Raw genomic sequence first — 14,793 nt, forward strand, 5'->3', positions numbered from 1 at the left:
GCACTCACGATTCGAACCGGCTCGATAGCGCGCCGTCGACGTCGGGAACGAACACATAGCCTTGCCCGCGCACAGTCTGCACGTGACGCGGACGCGACGGATCTTCCTCGATGATGCGGCGCAGACGCCAGATCGGCACATCGAGCCCGCGGTCGCGAAACGCCAGTTCGTCGCGATGGATGAGATCGTGGATCAGCACGCGCGAGAGCACCTTGTACGGATGCTTGATGAACACCTTGAGCAGCGCGAACTCGCTATCGCGCAGCGCGATGCGTTCGCCGGCGCACAGCAGCGAGCGCGTGACGAAGTCCACTTCGAAACGCCCGAAGCGCTCGCGCGGCGCACGCTCGGGCTGGCTCGGCGCGCTCGCGCGACGCCGCAGCACCGCTTCGATGCGCGCGAGCAGTTCATGCGGATCGAACGGCTTCGCGAGATAGTCGTCCGCGCCGGATTGCAGGCCCGCGATCGTCTGCGCGACGCTGTCGCAACCCGTCACGAAGATCACGGGAATATCCTCGCCCGCCGCGCGCAGGTCGCGCAGCGCGCGCAGGCCGTCCGTGTCCGGCATCATGATGTCGAGCACGACGATGGACGGGCGCTCCAGTTCCAGCCGGCGGCGCAGCCCGGCGCCGTCGTGCAGCACGGACACGGCGATGCCGCGCGCGTTGAAGAAGCGGCGCAGCAGATCGCGCACCGCGGAATCGTCGTCGACGATGAGAACCGATATAGACATCTCAAAATTTTATTCGGACGTGATTTCCATTCTGCCCATCGCGCTTGCATGCGTTCATTACGGTTTCTTACGCAAGCCGTCTTTCACGCGATGAACGCGCGTGCTATTCCCCGGCGATCCCCGCCTGCGCGCGAGTGCGCCGCGCATCGCCCGGTGAAACATGCCGTAACGGAAAGAAATGGAAAGTTCTGCGCCTTCGCGACAGTGCGGCCCTGCGCTTAACATGTGCGCATGACTCCACATGTATTGATGGTCGACGACGACCCCGTCGTGCGCGATCACGTCCGCGATTATCTGCATCAGCACGGCTTCGACGTCTCCGTGCTCGGCGACGGCACGGACCTTCGGCGCCGCGTGCAGTCCGAGCGTCCATCGATGGTCGTGCTCGACGTGATGATGCCCGGCAAGGACGGCATCAGCGCGCTGCGCGAACTGCGCAACGCAGACGACGATGTGCCCGTGATCCTGCTGACGGCGCGCTCCGACGTGCTCGATCGCGTGATCGGACTCGAACTCGGCGCGGACGACTATCTCGGCAAGCCGTTCGACCCGCGCGAGCTGCTCGCGCGCATCCGTTCGATCCTGCGGCGGCGCGAACCTGCAGCGCCGCTCGTGGCGAGCGCGCCGGAAATTCGGCCGAGCTACCGCTTCGGCCCGTTCGAAATGGACTTCGGCGCGCGCGAATTGCGCCGCGACGGCGAACGCATCGCGCTGCGCTCGGGCGAATTCGCGCTGCTCAAGACGCTCGTCAAGCACGCGATGGTCGTGCTCACGCGCGCCCAGTTGAACGAGAAGCTGCGCGGCCACGGCGCGCATCGCGACCGCAGTCTCGATGTCGCGATCTGGCGTCTGCGCCGCCTGCTCGAAATCGATCCGTCCGAGCCGCGTTACGTGCAGACCGTCTGGGGCCAGGGCTATATCTTCGTGCCGCACGGCGATCCGACGGCGGCCGGGCGCATCGCGGCGCGCGCGGGTCACTGAGATCGCCATCAGAAGGTCAGCACGCTCATGAAGAGCCGCTGCAGCCAGCCCATGGTCGTCGAATCCGCGAGCATGCCCACGCCCGCCTGCTCGATGCGCGCGTTGGCCACCTTGTTCGACGCCACGTAATTGCCCGCCTCGATATCCTTCGGATTGACGATGCCCGAGAAGCGCAACTGATCCTGATTGCCGCTCATCGCGATCACCTTGTCGCCCGCGACGACGAGATTGCCGCCCGGCAACGTGCCGATGACGGACACCGCGAGCGTGCCGCTCATCGCCGACAGATTGCTCGTGCCGCCCTTGCCCTTGAACGACGTATCGGCCGAGCCGACGTTGAAAAGGCGCGCGAGCCGCGCCGCCGCGCCGGTCGATTTGTCGGCGGCCTCCGCGCTGATGCTGCTTGAGCGGCTCGCGCTCGCATCGGCGGAATTGCTGCCCTGATACGACTCCGCGAGACGAATGGTCAGCACGTCGCCGACCTTCTGCGCGCGCGCCGTTTCATAGAGCGAGACCGAACTGCCCGCCTGATAGATCGCGCCCAGCGTGTTGACGTTGACCGGCTGCGCGACGGCCGGCGCGTAGGTCGGCATCTCGACGATCGAGCGCGATGCGCCCGACGAGCACGCGGCGAGCGCGCACGCCAGCGCCGCGCAGGGCATTGACGCCAGTTTCATGAACGATCCTCTCTTTTGATTCAGAACGTGCCGTGCAACGCGGCGAGCCGCCATCGCTCGGTGGTCTCGCGCAGCCATGCTTCGTACGCTTTCAGCCGGTAGATCACGCGCGCCGGGGCCGATGCGCCGTTCGCTTCCAGCGTGATCGAGCTGAGCGCGTTTTCCCATGTGCGCGTGCGGTAGCCGTTCGCGCGTTCGATACGGCTTCTGCCGTATTTCGACGTGAGCGCTTCGCTGAAGTCGTCGGCGACGCGCGCATCGATCACGAACGACATGCGATACAGGCGCGGCGACGCATCGCCCGGCATCGCCATGAAACGCAGCACGTGATCGCGCGCGGGCGCGCCATCGACGACCGCCTGCGACGCGCGCCATCCGTCCGGCGTGCGATGCGCCCACTTGCAGGCGATCGAGAGGCTGTGCGCATCGCGCAGCACCATGCCGAGCGAGGCCGATTCGAGATCGGTGTCGCAGACGGCGACGCTGCCGGGCGGCGTCGCGCGCGCGGGCTCGTCGCGGCGAAACGCATCGAGCGAAATGCCGAGCGGCAGGCCGCGAAATTCGTAAGGCTTTTGCGCCGCGGCAAGCGCGGGCATCGCCATGCACGCCGCGAGCGCGCAGCCGAGGAACGTTCGCTTCATGTCAGTCGATGGCGGTCGCGCAGGCATCGAAAGGCGTGGACGCGGCGTGGCCCACCACCGGCACGATCTTCAGCGCCGCGGAAGTCACGCGGCACGGCAGCGCGGCGAGCGCGCAGCCGTCGAGCATGAACGGGCATGCCGCGACGGCCACACACGCGAGCGCGAAACGGAAAGGCATCGGCATGATTCACGCGGTCGTATCGACGTGATTGCCGAGATGCGCCGGATTGCCCGGCGTCGTCGTCTTCGCGTTCGGGTTTGCGGTTTCGACCGCCGGGGTGTCGGCGCTGCGCCTGATCGGCAGCGCGTGCGACGACGCCTGGGTTGCGTGCGATGGAATCGGACCGGTGACGTTCATGCTGCGCGCTCCTTGAAGAGGGATGACGTTGCGGATTGCAACGCCGGCAATCTTCTCCGGACCGCCTGCGCGGCGATCGCGCAAGGACACGCGGCTTTTCGTGGGTGCTTACTAGGCGTTACCACCGCTTATGCCGCGGTAAAACCCAGATAGTGCGAACGCCTGCCGCGGCGCGAGATGGTATGACTGTTTTGCCCTAGAAAGCGGGTTAACGTGAATTAAAAGTGGCCGAATAGCTTCATATAGTCAATCTATCTCGGACGGCCCAACGACAACTCACGTAAAACCCAAATACCGGAAAAGGCCGATCGAACCGGGATGAATAGAACAACGAATTAACAGGTTATTCCACAAAATCATTCGAATAATTTTGCCAACGACTGGAGGAACCACTGACATGAAACGCCGCACCGTGTTAGTTGCGATGGCCGCCGCGCCTTTGGGCGCAATGCTCCCGATGACGAGCTTCGCCCAGAAGCCGATCGTGCTCGGTTTCGCGCAAGTGGGCGCCGAAAGCGAATGGCGCACCGCGAATACCGAGTCGATCAAATCGAGCGCGAAGGAAGCCGGCATCGACCTGAAGTTCTCCGACGCGCAGCAAAAGCAGGAAAACCAGATCAAGGCAATCCGCTCGTATATCGCGCAGAAAGTCGATGTGATCGCGTTCTCGCCCGTGGTCGAAACGGGCTGGGAAACCGTGCTCGTCGAAGCGAAGAACGCGAAGATACCCGTCGTGCTCACCGATCGCGCGATCAGCAGCAAGGACGAATCGCTCTACGTCACGTTCATCGGCTCGGACTTCACCGAGGAAGGCCGCAAGGCGGGCCGCTGGCTCGTCGAGAAAGAGAAAGGCAATGCGGGGCCGATCAACATCGTCGAATTGCAGGGCACCGTGGGCTCCGCGCCCGCCATCGACCGCAAGAAGGGCTTCGAGGAAATCATCAAGTCCGATCCGAAGTTCAAGATCATTCGCTCGCAGACCGGCGACTTCACGCGCGCGAAGGGCAAGGAAGTGATGGAAGCGTTTCTCAAGGCCGAGGGCAAGAAGATCAACGTGCTCTACGCGCATAACGACGACATGGCGATCGGCGCGATCCAGGCGATCGAGGAAGCGGGCATGAAGCCGGGCAAGGACATCATCATCATTTCCGTCGATGGCGTGAAGGGCGCGTTCGAAGCGATGATGGCGGGCAAGCTCAACGTATCGGTCGAATGCAGCCCGCTGCTCGGGCCGCAACTGATGTCGGTCGTGAAGGACATCAAGGCGGGCAAGTCCGTGCCCAAGCGCATCGTCACGCAGGAAGGCATCTTCCCGATGGAGGTCGCGGCGAAGGAATTCCCGAACAGAAAGTACTGACCGACGATGACATCGCCCGTATTGGCGTTACGCGGCATCGACAAGCGTTTTGCCGGCGTGCACGCGCTGCATGACGTGAACCTCACGCTCTATCCGGGTGAGGTTCACGCGCTCATGGGGCAGAACGGCGCGGGCAAGTCGACGCTCATCAAGGTGCTCACGGGCGTCGTGAGCCTCGACGCCGGCGAGATCCTGCTCGACGGCCGCGCCATTCGTCCCGATTCGCCGCTGCAAGCGCAGCGGCTCGGCATCAGCACGGTGTATCAGGAGGTGAATCTCTGCCCGAATCTTTCCGTGGCGGAGAATATCTTCGCGGGCTACTTTCCGCGGCGCGGCGCGCTCGCGGGCTATCGCATCGACTGGGACGCGACGCACCGGCAAGCGCGTGAACTGCTCGCGCGCATCGGCCTCGATATCGACGTGACGCGCGTGCTGACGAGCTATCCGGTCGCCGTGCAGCAGATGGTGGCGATCGCGCGGGCGCTCAAGCTGTCGTCGAAAGTCCTGATACTCGACGAACCGACCTCCAGCCTCGACGACGACGAAGTGCGCCGCCTCTTCGACGTGCTGCGCCGTCTGCGCGGCGAAGGTCTCGCGATTCTGTTCGTCACGCACTTTCTCAACCAGGTCTACGCGATCTCCGACCGCATCACCGTATTGCGCAACAGCCGGCGCGTGGGCGAATGGCGCGCGAGCGAACTCGGCATGCAGGCGCTCATCGCCGCGATGCTCGGGCGCGAACTCGCCGCCGCGCAAGCGCGCCAGACGCCGCCCGACGATGCCGGAACCAACGCAGCCGAAACGCCGCTCATCGACGCCACCCGCCTCGGCCAGAAAGGCCAGCTTCAACCGCTCGATCTGCGCATCCGGCCGGGCGAAGTCGTCGGCGTCGCGGGGCTGCTCGGCTCGGGACGCACCGAACTCGCGAAGCTGCTCTTCGGCCTCGAAAAGCCCGACGAAGGCGAGTTGCGCATCGACGGCGCGCCGGTCTCGTTCGCGACGCCCGCGCATGCGATCCGTCACGGCATCGCGTTTTGTCCTGAAGAGCGCAAGGCGGACGGCATCGTCGCGGAGCTGTCGCTGCGCGAGAACATCGCGCTCGCGTTGCAGGCGCGCATGGGCGCGCGGCGCTGTCTCACGCGCGCGCAACAGAACGCGCTCGCGGAGCGCTTCGTGCGCGCGCTCGGCATCAAGGCCGCGACGCTCGACATGCCGATCGGCCTCTTGTCCGGCGGCAATCAGCAAAAAGCGCTCATCGCGCGATGGCTCGCCACCGAGCCGCGTCTCCTGATACTCGACGAGCCGACGCGCGGCATCGACGTCGCGGCGAAGCAGGAAATCATGGACGAGATACTCCGGCTCGCATCGACAGGCATGGCCGTGCTCTTCATCTCGTCGGAGATTTCGGAAGTGGTGCGCATCGCGAACCGCATCGTCGTGCTGCGCGACCGGCGCAAGGTCGGCGAATTGCCCGCGGGCACGAGCGAGGACACCGTGTGCGAAATGATCGGAGCCGAACATGGATGACACGGTAAAGCGTGGATTGCTTCGTTCTGCGATGGAACACCGGCTAGGCTGGCCGGTCGTCACGCTCGTTTTGCTGCTCGCGCTGAACGCCGCGTTCAATCCCGGCTTTCTGCATGTGGAATGGCGCAACGGGCATCTGTACGGCAGTTTCATCGATATCCTGAATCGCGCGGCGCCGCTCGCGGTCGTCGCGCTCGGCATGACCATCGTCATCGCGACGCGCGGCATCGACATCTCCGTGGGCGCGGTCGTCGCCATTGCGGGCGCGGTCGCCGCATGGGCGATCGGCGGCTCGATCGCGGGCAATGTCACGCGCTTTCCGTTGCCCGTGGTGATCGTGCTCGCGCTCGGCGTCGCCTTGCTGTGCGGCTTGTGGAACGGCTTGCTCGTCGCGCGCGTGGGCATGCAGCCGATCATCGCGACGCTCATTCTCATGGTCGCCGGACGCGGGATCGCGCAACTCATCACGAGCGGCCAGATCATCACGATCTACTATTCGCCCTACTTCTTTTTCGGCGGCGGTTATCTGCTCGGCGTGCCCGTGTCGATTTTGATTGTCGCGCTCGTGTTCGTGCTCTTGTATCTCGCGATCACGCGCACCGCGCTCGGGCTCTTTCTGCAAGCCATCGGCATCAATCCGACAGCGGCGCGCGTCGCGGGCGTGCAGGCGCGGCGGCTCACGCTCGGCGCGTATGCGTTCAGCGGCTTGTGCGCGGGCGTCGCGGGCATTCTCATCAGCTCGAACGTGAAGAGCGCCGACGGCAACAACGCGGGCCTCCTGCTCGAACTCGACGCGATTCTCGCCGTCACGCTCGGCGGCACGGCGCTCACGGGTGGACGCTTCACGCTCGCGGGCAGCGTGATCGGCGCGCTCATCATCCAGACGCTCACGTATCTGATCTATTCGCTCGGCGTGCCGCCGGAGGTGAATCTCGTGGTGAAGGCCATCGTCGTGTTCGCGGTGATGATGCTGCAATCGGGCGAATTCCGCGCGACCGTCGCGAAGTTCGCGCGCCGCCCCGCCCTTTCCGAACGTGAGGTGCGCCGATGAACTCGGGCCTGCCCACGCTCGCGCAGCAACGCAAGGGCGACACGCCGCCGCGCGGGACTTCGCGCGGACGTTATCTGCCGCTCGCCGCGACGGTATCGCTGTTCATCGTGATATCCGTGCTGGGCTCGGTGATGTACACCGGCTTCTTCTCGCCGCAGGTCTTTCTCAATCTGCTGATCGACAACGCGTTTCTGATCGTCGTCGCGGTGGGCGAGACCTTCGTGATTCTCTCGGGCGGCATCGATCTTTCGGTGGGATCGGTGATCGCGCTCACGACGATGGTGTCGGCCGCGCTCGTCGAGAAAGCGGGCTGGCATCCGCTCGTGGTGATCCCGCTCGTGCTCGCGATGGGCACGGCATTCGGCACGCTGATGGGCTGGCTGATCGCACGCTTTCGCCTGCAGCCCTTCATCGTGACGCTGGCGGGCATGTTCCTCGCGCGCGGGCTGTGCTATCTGATCAGCATCGATTCGATCAGCATCACGAACCCGTGGTACGCAAGCGTTTCGCAGCTTCGCATTCCCGTGATGAGCGGCGCGTCGCTTTCGCTCGGCGCGGTGATCGCGCTCGTGGTGCTCGCCGCGGCGGTGTTCGTCGCGCATTACACGCCGTTCGGGCGCACGATCTATGCGGTCGGCGGCAATCCGCACTCCGCGCTGCTGATGGGCTTGCCGGTGAACGCCGCGACCATCGGCGCCTACGCGCTTTCGGGCTTTTGCTCCGCGCTGGGCGGCGTGCTGTTCACGTTCTACATGCTCTCGGGCTATGGCCTGCATGCGATGGGCCTCGAACTGGATGCGATCGCATCGGCCGTGATCGGCGGAACGCTCTTGACGGGCGGCGTCGGCTATGTGATCGGCACGCTCTTCGGCGTGCTGCTGCTCGGCGTCATCCAGACGCTGATTTCGTTCGACGGCTCGCTCAGTTCGTGGTGGACCAAGATTGCGGTCGGCGCGCTGCTGCTCGTGTTCTGTCTGTCGCAGCGGGCGTTCGGCGAGCGCGCGGCGGCGAAGCGCTGACGACGCCATGGACTATCGCCATCCACAGCCCCGCAAGAGCATGCACGCGCGCATCGTGCAGGAGCTCGGCGTCGAGATCGTGAGCGGCAGGCTCCAGCCCGGCGATCGTCTGCCGGCCGAGGCGAAGCTCTGCGAATCGTACGGCGTGAGCCGGCCCGTGCTGCGCGAAGCGACGCGCGTGCTGGTCGCCAAGGGGCTCGTGCTGTCGAAGCCGCGTCTAGGCAGCGTCGTGCGAGCGCGCGACGAGTGGCACACGCTCGATCCCGACGTGCTCTTCTGGACCATCAACAGCGTGCACGAGGGCGAGTTCTTCCAGTCGCTGCTCGTGGTGCGCAGGATCATCGAGCCGGCGGCGGCGGCGCTCGCCGCATCGAACGCGACCGAAGACGATGTCGCGCGCATCCGCGAAGCATTCGAGCGCATGGCGCGTGCGGGGACTTCGGAGGAATTGCTCGCGCCCGATCTCGAGTTTCATCGCGCGATCATGACGGCGACGCATAACGACATGTTGATGTATATCGGGCACATGCTGTCGCTCGCGCTGTCGGAGTCGATCAAGCTCACGAGCCGGCATCCGGATACGCATGCGTTGTCGCTGCCGCGGCATAAAGCGATTCTTACCGCGATTGCGAATCACGATCCGCTCGGGGCGCGGCATGCGAGCGTCGTGCAACTGGATAATGCGCGGGCCGATGCGGAGAATGTGTTGTCGGCGGTTTATCAGGAGTAGCGCCGCCACGCGCTCTCCTTCAACGCCTCTTCGAGCGCAACGACAGACCACCCTTCATCCAGCGCCTGCCTCAGCAGCGCCTGCTGACTCTTCGGCGCAAGCCCGCCAATCGGCGGATCGCGATCCAGATTCGTCGGAAACGCATAACCTTCCGCGCACGATGCGATGACCGCATCGATCTCGTCATCGCTCATCCGCCCCGTCGCCTTGCCATCGCGCAGCACCGGATAAACCGCTTCGCACATGCGCGCGCGATCGAGCGTTTCCATCGCCCGTCCGTAGGCCGATGACACCTGCAGCAGATTCGCCATGCGCTGTACGTCGCGCGTGCGATTCGCGCCGGCCGCATGGAACAGCGCGGGGCTGAAGAACAACGCATCGCCTTTTTCGAGCGGCAGTTGCACGTAATGCGCTTCGAAATACTCGCGGAATTCCGCGCGCCGCCACGCGACATAACCTTGCGCGTAGCGTTGCGAATACGGCAGCAATTGCGTCGGGCCGCTTTCGACAGGCATGTCGCTGTGCGCGATCGCGCCTTGCAACGTGAGAAACGGCGACATCGCATGGACATGCGCCGGATAGCGCCGCACTTCGTCGGCGGTCTGAAAACCGAGGTGATAGTCGCGATGCGCCTGCTGCGCGCCGCCGCCCGGACGCACGACATTGACCTGCGACGTCATCTGATACGCCGGGCCGAGCCACGCTTGCGCCGCGCATTCGATGAACCGGTTCGCAAAGTAGTTCGCAAACACGCGAGGCGCGCGCAGGCACAGCTTTTCCTGCGCATTCCAGATGCGATCGTTCGCGCCGGCTTTCGCGAAATGATCGCCGGCATTCGCGCCGCGCTCGCGTTCTTCGCGGATGATCGCTTCGAAAACGGCGGTGGCCTCGTCGATCGAAGCCCGATCCGCATACGCATGTTTGAGCACGAAGACACCCGCGCCGTCGCGCAGCACGCTCGTCCACTCCGCTTGCAAGGCCATGCGCTTGCCCGGATCGTTCAATACGGCGCCGAGTGCGCGGCAGTCATAGAGCGGAATCTTCTTTTCGATGCCAGCGGCGAACGCGGGCGGGGCCGCATCGTCGCGTGCCAGCAAAGCCGAAAACGCGTCGAGCAAGCAATCGCTCTCGCTGTACCAGTTCGTCCCGTTCATGTCTCGCTCCGTTTTCGTCAAGGATAACGGCTCGCGGGGCAGAGAGCACGATGGCGGCGGCACGCTGCACGGCAATCGCCCGCGCGAAGGCCATCGTCCCGTTGCTTTTGCTAAAAATCGATTCTGCTTATATTCACGGCCCGTGCGTTTTTGACGTCTCACACTTCGTTCGAACGTTGCTAAAGAAGGAAGCGAACCGTGGATACATATGACGTCGTGGTGATTGGCGCGGGAGTCATCGGCAGTTCGGTGGCTTTTCAGCTCGCGAAGCTCGGTGCGAAAAACGTGCTCGTGCTCGATCGCGGAACGATCGGAGCCGGAACGACATCGCAGTCGTCGGGGATTCTGCGCACGCATTATTCGGTGAAGGAAAACGTCGATCTCGCGCGCAGATCGTGGGACGTCTTCAACGACTTCGCCGCTTATCTCGGCGATGAAGAAGCCTCGTGCGGCCTCGTCAAGTGCGGCTACATGATCGTGTCGGGCGAAGGCGACAAGCTCGAACCGCTGCGCGCATCGCTCGCCCAGCAAAAGGAGCAAGGCATTCCGCTCGAATTGCTGGACCGCAAGCAGGCGAAAGAACTGCTGCCGATCGCGCACTTCGAGGACGCCGCGCTCATCGGCTACGAGCCGGAAGCCGGTTTCGCCGATGCGTATCTCGTCGCGACCAGCTTTGCGCGCGCGGCCCGGCGCGGCGGCGTGACGATCCGCGAGAACGTGTCGGTCAACAAGATCCTGTTCGAGAACAACAAGGTGACGGGCGTATCGACGAGCATCGGCGACTTCAGAACGTCCACCGTCATCAGCACGCAGAACATCTGGACGCCGGAACTCGCCGGCTGGACGGGCCGCAATCTGCCGGTCATGCCCGAGCGTCACGCCGTGCTCGCGCTCGAATGCGACGCCGCGAAATACACGTTCTCGATGCCCGTCTTCAAGGATCTCGCGTCGCCCGGCATGCTGTATTACCGCAGCTACGGCGGCAATCAGATGCTCGTGAGCGAAGGCGTCGTCGGCGAGAAGCTCAATACGGCGGAAACGGAACAGGGCGACATTCCGATGGACTACGTCGTCGAAGTCGGCGCGCAGGTAGCGGAGCGCTTTCCGGATTACGAGACGGCGGGCATCGCCTCGTCGTGGACCGGCGTGTACGACGTCACGCCCGACTGGAATCCGGTGCTCGGGCGCTTGCCGGGCATCGAAGGGCTGGTCGTTGGTTACGGCTTCTCCGGCCACGGCTTCAAGCTTTCGCCGACGGTCGGCCGCGTGCTCGCGCAGGAAGCGCTCGGCCTGCCAACGGACGTGTCGCTCAAGCCGTATTCCATCGAACGCTTCGATACCGGCGAACTGCTGACGGGCAAGTATGGCCTCGGCGCCGTGTCGTGAGCACGCGGGGATGCGCCACGTGTCCATCGCATCGATCGCGCCCGAACGCTGGCGCAACGGCGGCGGGATCACGCGCACGGTCGCGTCGCAGGGCGGCGACTGGCGCGTGAGCATCGCCGACGTGGCGCGCGACGGGCCGTATTCGCGCTTCGAGGGCATCGCGCGGATATCGGTCGTGCTGCGCGGTCATGGCGTCGTGCTGCGCGACGAAACGGGCGCGGCCGTCACGCTAAAACCCTTGCTCGCGGCCGCCTACGACGGTGCGCGCGCGTGGCGCGCATCGCTCGACGATGGCCCCGTGACCGTGCTCAACGTGATGACGCGCATCGGGGCTTACCGGGCGCGGGTGCACGCGATCACGCAGCCGCTCGCTATCGCGCCGTGCCGCGCGGCGCTCGTCGTCGCGTCCGATGCGGGCGATGTCCTCATCGCCGAAAACGTCAGGGAAGCGCTGCGCGTCGAGCCGTCGGACGGCGCGCGCTTTCTCGTCACGATCGAATCTGAAACTTCCGGGAAAGAGAGATGAAGGTACTTACCGCAGTAAAACGCGTCGTCGATTACAACGTGAAGGTGCGCGTCAAGTCGGATCAGAGCGGCGTGGATATCGGCAACGTGAAGATGTCGATGAACCCGTTCGACGAAATCGCCACCGAAGCCGCGGTGCGCCTCAAGGAAGCCGGCAAGGCGAGCGAAGTGGTCGCCGTGTCGTGCGGCGGCGCGCAAAGCCAGGAAACGCTGCGCACGGCGCTTGCGATCGGCGCGGATCGCGGCGTGCTCGTCGAGACCGATGCCGAACTGCAGCCGCTCGCGGTGGCGAAGCTCCTGAAGGCCGTCGTCGATAAAGAGCAGCCGCAACTGGTGATTCTCGGCAAGCAGGCCATCGACGACGACGCGGGCCAGGTCGGCCAGTTGCTCGCCGCGCTGCTCGACTGGCCGCAGGCGACCTTCGCGAGCGAAATCGAAATCGGCGAAGGCGCCGCAGTCGTCACGCGCGAGGTCGATGGCGGTCTCGAAGTGATCTCGCTGCGCCTGCCCGCGATCGTCACCACCGATCTGCGCCTGAACGAGCCGCGCTACGTGACGCTGCCCAACATCATGAAGGCGAAGAAGAAGCCGCTCGACACGCTCAGGCCCGCCGATCTCGGCGTCGATCCCGCGCCGCGCCTGAAGACGCTGAAGGTCGTCGAGCCGCCCGTGCGCAAGGCCGGCGTGATCGTGCCCGATGTCGCGGCGCTCGTCGAAAAACTGAAATCCGAAGCGAAGGTGATCTGAATGACGACTCTGGTTATTGCCGAACACGACAACGCGGCGCTGAAGGCCTCGACGCTGCACACGATCTCGGCGGCGCTGAAGCTCGCGAATGGCGTCAATGTGCTCGTCGCGGGCAGCGGCGCGCGCGCCGTCGCCGATGCCGCGAGCAAGATTGCGGGCGTGAACGCCGTGCTGCTCGCCGACGCGCCCCATCTCGCCGACGGTCTCGCCGAAAACGTCGCCGCGCAGGTGCTCGCGCTCGCGAAGGACTACACGCACATCTTTTTCCCGGCGACGGCCGTGGGCAAGAACAGCGCGCCGCGCGTGGCGGCGAAGCTGGATGCATCGCAGATTTCGGACGTGATCGCCATCGATGCCGACGACACCTTCCAGCGCCCGATCTACGCGGGCAACGCCATCGCCACGGTGCAATCCGCCGATGCCGTGAAGGTCGCGACGATCCGCACGACGGCCTTCGAAGCCGCCGCGGCCGAAGGCGGCAGCGCGACGGTCACGCAAGTGCCCGCCGCCGCCGACACTGGCCTTTCCAACTTCGTGCGCCGCGAAATCGCCAAGAGCGACAAGCCGGAACTCACGGCGGCGCGCGTCGTCGTGTCGGGCGGACGCGGACTTGGCAGCGCGGAAAACTTCGCGCTGCTCGACCCGCTCGCGCAGAAGCTCGGCGCGGCGGTCGGCGCATCGCGCGCGGCGGTCGATTCGGGCTTCGCGGCGAACGATCTGCAAGTCGGCCAGACGGGCAAGATCGTCGCGCCGGAACTGTATGTCGCGGTCGGCATATCGGGCGCGATCCAGCATCTCGCCGGCATGAAGGACTCGAAAGTGATCGTCGCCGTCAACAAGGACGCCGATGCGCCGATCTTCGGCGTCGCGGATTACGGCCTCGTCGGCGATCTGTTCGATGTCGTGCCGACACTGACGCAGGCGCTCTGAGCGCGGCGAGATCGCCTCACGCGTCGTGCGCGCTCGCGAACTCGTCGCCTTCGTGCTCCAGCCACGAACGGAACAGCGCGACGCGTTCGTCGCGCGCTTTCTCGTCGGCGACATAGGTGCAGTAACTTCGCGACGGCAGACGCGGCCCGGCGAACGGCGCGACGAGCCGGCCGGCGGCGAGATCGTCGGCGACGAGCGCGGTCGGTCCCATCGCGATGCCCATGCCATCGACCGCTGCCTGCAAGGTCAGATAGAAGTGATCGAAGGTCAGCGCCGCCGCGGGCGTGATCGCGGGCATGTTCGCCTGCGCGAGCCAGTCCGGCCAGACGCGCGGCAAGCTCGACGTATGCAGCAGCGTGTGCCGGCGCAAGTCCTCCGGCGCGCCGAGCGGCAGGCGTTCGAGCAGCGTGGGACTGCACACGGGCAGGCGCTCTTCCGCTAGAAACGGCCGCATCGCGTAGCCGTAGAACGTGTCCGGGCCGCCCCGGATCACGATGTCAAAGGTGTCCTTCAGGCTTTCGACCGGCTCGTTCGATGTCTCGATCCGGACTTCGATATCGGCATGCCGCGCGCGGAACTTCTCCAGCCGCGGCACCAGCCAGCGCAAGGTGAACGTCGCGGGCGCGTTCACGGCGAGCGTGCGCGGCACGGCTTCGGGCAGGCCGAAGCGCGCCGTGGCCTGCGCGAGCTGATCGAAAAGCGGGCCGATTTGCGCAAGCCAGGCACGCGCCGCGGACGTCAGCACGACGCGCCGGTTGTGGCGCTCGAACAGCGGCGCGCCGAGCCACACTTCCAGCAGGCGCACCTGCTGGCTGATCGCACCGTGCGTCACATGCAGTTCCGCCGCGGCGTCCTTGAAGCTGCCAAGCCTTCCTGCGGCCTCGAACGCGCGCAGCGCATTGAGCGATGGCAAGGGCGGTCTCATTCACAAGAGATTTTCTAACGCGATAGCGCAATTTAAATGGTTTGTTGCGGGA

17 protein-coding genes are annotated in these 14,793 nt (G+C 65.2%); 10 read left to right on the top strand and 7 right to left on the bottom strand.

From position 1 onward, the window contains the following. Positions 1–4 precede the first annotated feature (4 nt). Complete coding sequence (locus AWB70_RS22170) at positions 5–733, bottom strand: response regulator (protein ID WP_053570977.1); 729 nt, start codon at positions 731–733, stop codon at positions 5–7. Between the two features lie 231 nt (positions 734–964). Here AWB70_RS22170 and AWB70_RS22175 point away from each other — a divergent pair, with 231 nt between their 5' ends. Beyond that, the gene (locus AWB70_RS22175; protein ID WP_053570976.1) at positions 965–1,714 is read left to right on the top strand and encodes a response regulator; all 750 of its coding nucleotides are present in this window, start codon (positions 965–967) and stop codon (positions 1,712–1,714) included. Positions 1,715–1,722: 8 nt separating this feature from the next. On the opposite strand, the gene AWB70_RS22180 is transcribed toward AWB70_RS22175, so the two are convergent. Genes AWB70_RS22180 through AWB70_RS38825 form a run of 4 tightly spaced genes read right to left on the bottom strand, consistent with a single transcriptional unit; the run spans position 1,723 to position 3,390 of the window. Next, positions 1,723–2,391, bottom strand: coding sequence for a flagellar basal body L-ring protein FlgH (locus AWB70_RS22180; RefSeq protein WP_053570975.1), 669 nt, complete (start codon positions 2,389–2,391; stop codon positions 1,723–1,725). Positions 2,392–2,411: 20 nt separating this feature from the next. Then, on the bottom strand, positions 2,412–3,032 hold the full coding sequence (locus AWB70_RS22185; protein ID WP_014194048.1) for a hypothetical protein: 621 nt from the start codon (positions 3,030–3,032) through the stop codon (positions 2,412–2,414). A 1-nt stretch (position 3,033) separates the two neighbouring features. Beyond that, positions 3,034–3,210 carry a DUF6726 family protein gene (locus AWB70_RS22190; protein WP_309243386.1) on the bottom strand — a complete coding sequence of 59 codons (177 nt, stop codon included), beginning with the start codon at positions 3,208–3,210 and terminating at the stop codon, positions 3,034–3,036. 9 nt (positions 3,211–3,219) lie between these two features. Then, positions 3,220–3,390 carry a hypothetical protein gene (locus AWB70_RS38825; RefSeq protein ID WP_159680290.1) on the bottom strand — a complete coding sequence of 57 codons (171 nt, stop codon included), beginning with the start codon at positions 3,388–3,390 and terminating at the stop codon, positions 3,220–3,222. A 397-nt stretch (positions 3,391–3,787) separates the two neighbouring features. On the opposite strand from AWB70_RS38825, the gene AWB70_RS22195 reads away from it, so the two are divergent. Genes AWB70_RS22195 through AWB70_RS22215 form a run of 5 tightly spaced genes read left to right on the top strand, consistent with a single transcriptional unit; the run spans position 3,788 to position 9,074 of the window. Further along, positions 3,788–4,747 carry an ABC transporter substrate-binding protein gene (locus tag AWB70_RS22195; protein WP_014194046.1) on the top strand — a complete coding sequence of 320 codons (960 nt, stop codon included), beginning with the start codon at positions 3,788–3,790 and terminating at the stop codon, positions 4,745–4,747. A 6-nt stretch (positions 4,748–4,753) separates the two neighbouring features. After that, complete coding sequence (locus AWB70_RS22200; RefSeq protein ID WP_053570973.1) at positions 4,754–6,274, top strand: sugar ABC transporter ATP-binding protein; 1,521 nt, start codon at positions 4,754–4,756, stop codon at positions 6,272–6,274. Continuing rightward, the gene (locus AWB70_RS22205; RefSeq protein ID WP_053570972.1) at positions 6,267–7,325 is read left to right on the top strand and encodes an ABC transporter permease; all 1,059 of its coding nucleotides are present in this window, start codon (positions 6,267–6,269) and stop codon (positions 7,323–7,325) included. The genes AWB70_RS22200 and AWB70_RS22205 overlap by 8 nt, the downstream gene beginning before the upstream one ends. Further along, a complete protein-coding gene (gene yjfF / locus AWB70_RS22210) occupies positions 7,322–8,344 on the top strand; it encodes a galactofuranose ABC transporter, permease protein YjfF (RefSeq protein WP_175585680.1) in 1,023 nt (340 codons plus the stop codon). Before AWB70_RS22205 ends, yjfF begins: the two co-directional genes overlap by 4 nt. Positions 8,345–8,351: 7 nt before the next feature. Then, positions 8,352–9,074: a FadR/GntR family transcriptional regulator gene (locus AWB70_RS22215; protein WP_014194042.1), complete on the top strand. Its 723-nt coding sequence runs from the start codon at positions 8,352–8,354 to the stop codon at positions 9,072–9,074. Here the strand turns inward: AWB70_RS22215 and AWB70_RS22220 are convergent. Continuing rightward, a complete protein-coding gene (locus AWB70_RS22220; RefSeq protein WP_053570971.1) occupies positions 9,065–10,228 on the bottom strand; it encodes a phytanoyl-CoA dioxygenase family protein in 1,164 nt (387 codons plus the stop codon). The genes AWB70_RS22215 and AWB70_RS22220 overlap by 10 nt on opposite strands. Before the next feature lie 198 nt (positions 10,229–10,426). Between AWB70_RS22220 and AWB70_RS22225 the strand changes: the two genes are divergently transcribed. From AWB70_RS22225 to AWB70_RS22240, 4 genes are read left to right on the top strand one after another with little or no spacing between them, the layout of a single operon-like run. Next, the gene (locus AWB70_RS22225; protein WP_053570970.1) at positions 10,427–11,614 is read left to right on the top strand and encodes an NAD(P)/FAD-dependent oxidoreductase; all 1,188 of its coding nucleotides are present in this window, start codon (positions 10,427–10,429) and stop codon (positions 11,612–11,614) included. A gap of 19 nt (positions 11,615–11,633) precedes the next feature. Then, complete coding sequence (locus AWB70_RS22230; protein ID WP_159680293.1) at positions 11,634–12,140, top strand: HutD/Ves family protein; 507 nt, start codon at positions 11,634–11,636, stop codon at positions 12,138–12,140. Beyond that, positions 12,137–12,886: an electron transfer flavoprotein subunit beta/FixA family protein gene (locus AWB70_RS22235; protein ID WP_053570968.1), complete on the top strand. Its 750-nt coding sequence runs from the start codon at positions 12,137–12,139 to the stop codon at positions 12,884–12,886. The genes AWB70_RS22230 and AWB70_RS22235 overlap by 4 nt, the downstream gene beginning before the upstream one ends. Beyond that, entirely contained in the window at positions 12,887–13,816 is a 930-nt protein-coding gene (locus tag AWB70_RS22240; RefSeq protein ID WP_053570967.1) for an electron transfer flavoprotein subunit alpha/FixB family protein, read from the top strand. Positions 13,817–13,832: 16 nt separating this feature from the next. Here the strand turns inward: AWB70_RS22240 and gcvA are convergent, their stop codons facing one another. After that, positions 13,833–14,741 carry a transcriptional regulator GcvA gene (gcvA, locus tag AWB70_RS22245; RefSeq protein WP_053570966.1) on the bottom strand — a complete coding sequence of 303 codons (909 nt, stop codon included), beginning with the start codon at positions 14,739–14,741 and terminating at the stop codon, positions 13,833–13,835. Positions 14,742–14,793 lie beyond the last annotated feature (52 nt).

Source organism: Caballeronia cordobensis, assembly GCF_001544575.2.
Classification (GTDB): Bacteria; Pseudomonadota; Gammaproteobacteria; order Burkholderiales; family Burkholderiaceae; genus Caballeronia; species Caballeronia cordobensis.

Excerpts from the sequence above, each read along its gene's own strand:
- AWB70_RS22170 (WP_053570977.1), bottom strand. The coding sequence starts at position 733 with ATGTCTATATCGGTTCTCATCGTCGACGACGATTCCGCGGTGCGCGAT.
- AWB70_RS22185 (WP_014194048.1), bottom strand. The coding sequence starts at position 3,032 with ATGAAGCGAACGTTCCTCGGCTGCGCGCTCGCGGCGTGCATGGCGATG.
- AWB70_RS22215 (WP_014194042.1), top strand. The coding sequence starts at position 8,352 with ATGGACTATCGCCATCCACAGCCCCGCAAGAGCATGCACGCGCGCATC.
- AWB70_RS22175 (WP_053570976.1), top strand. The coding sequence starts at position 965 with ATGACTCCACATGTATTGATGGTCGACGACGACCCCGTCGTGCGCGAT.
- AWB70_RS22190 (WP_309243386.1), bottom strand. The coding sequence starts at position 3,210 with ATGCCTTTCCGTTTCGCGCTCGCGTGTGTGGCCGTCGCGGCATGCCCG.
- AWB70_RS22235 (WP_053570968.1), top strand. The coding sequence starts at position 12,137 with ATGAAGGTACTTACCGCAGTAAAACGCGTCGTCGATTACAACGTGAAG.
- gcvA (WP_053570966.1), bottom strand. The coding sequence starts at position 14,741 with ATGAGACCGCCCTTGCCATCGCTCAATGCGCTGCGCGCGTTCGAGGCC.
- AWB70_RS22195 (WP_014194046.1), top strand. The coding sequence starts at position 3,788 with ATGAAACGCCGCACCGTGTTAGTTGCGATGGCCGCCGCGCCTTTGGGC.
- AWB70_RS22220 (WP_053570971.1), bottom strand. The coding sequence starts at position 10,228 with ATGAACGGGACGAACTGGTACAGCGAGAGCGATTGCTTGCTCGACGCG.
- AWB70_RS22205 (WP_053570972.1), top strand. The coding sequence starts at position 6,267 with ATGGATGACACGGTAAAGCGTGGATTGCTTCGTTCTGCGATGGAACAC.
- AWB70_RS22200 (WP_053570973.1), top strand. The coding sequence starts at position 4,754 with ATGACATCGCCCGTATTGGCGTTACGCGGCATCGACAAGCGTTTTGCC.
- AWB70_RS22180 (WP_053570975.1), bottom strand. The coding sequence starts at position 2,391 with ATGAAACTGGCGTCAATGCCCTGCGCGGCGCTGGCGTGCGCGCTCGCC.
- AWB70_RS22240 (WP_053570967.1), top strand. The coding sequence starts at position 12,887 with ATGACGACTCTGGTTATTGCCGAACACGACAACGCGGCGCTGAAGGCC.
- yjfF (WP_175585680.1), top strand. The coding sequence starts at position 7,322 with ATGAACTCGGGCCTGCCCACGCTCGCGCAGCAACGCAAGGGCGACACG.
- AWB70_RS38825 (WP_159680290.1), bottom strand. The coding sequence starts at position 3,390 with ATGAACGTCACCGGTCCGATTCCATCGCACGCAACCCAGGCGTCGTCG.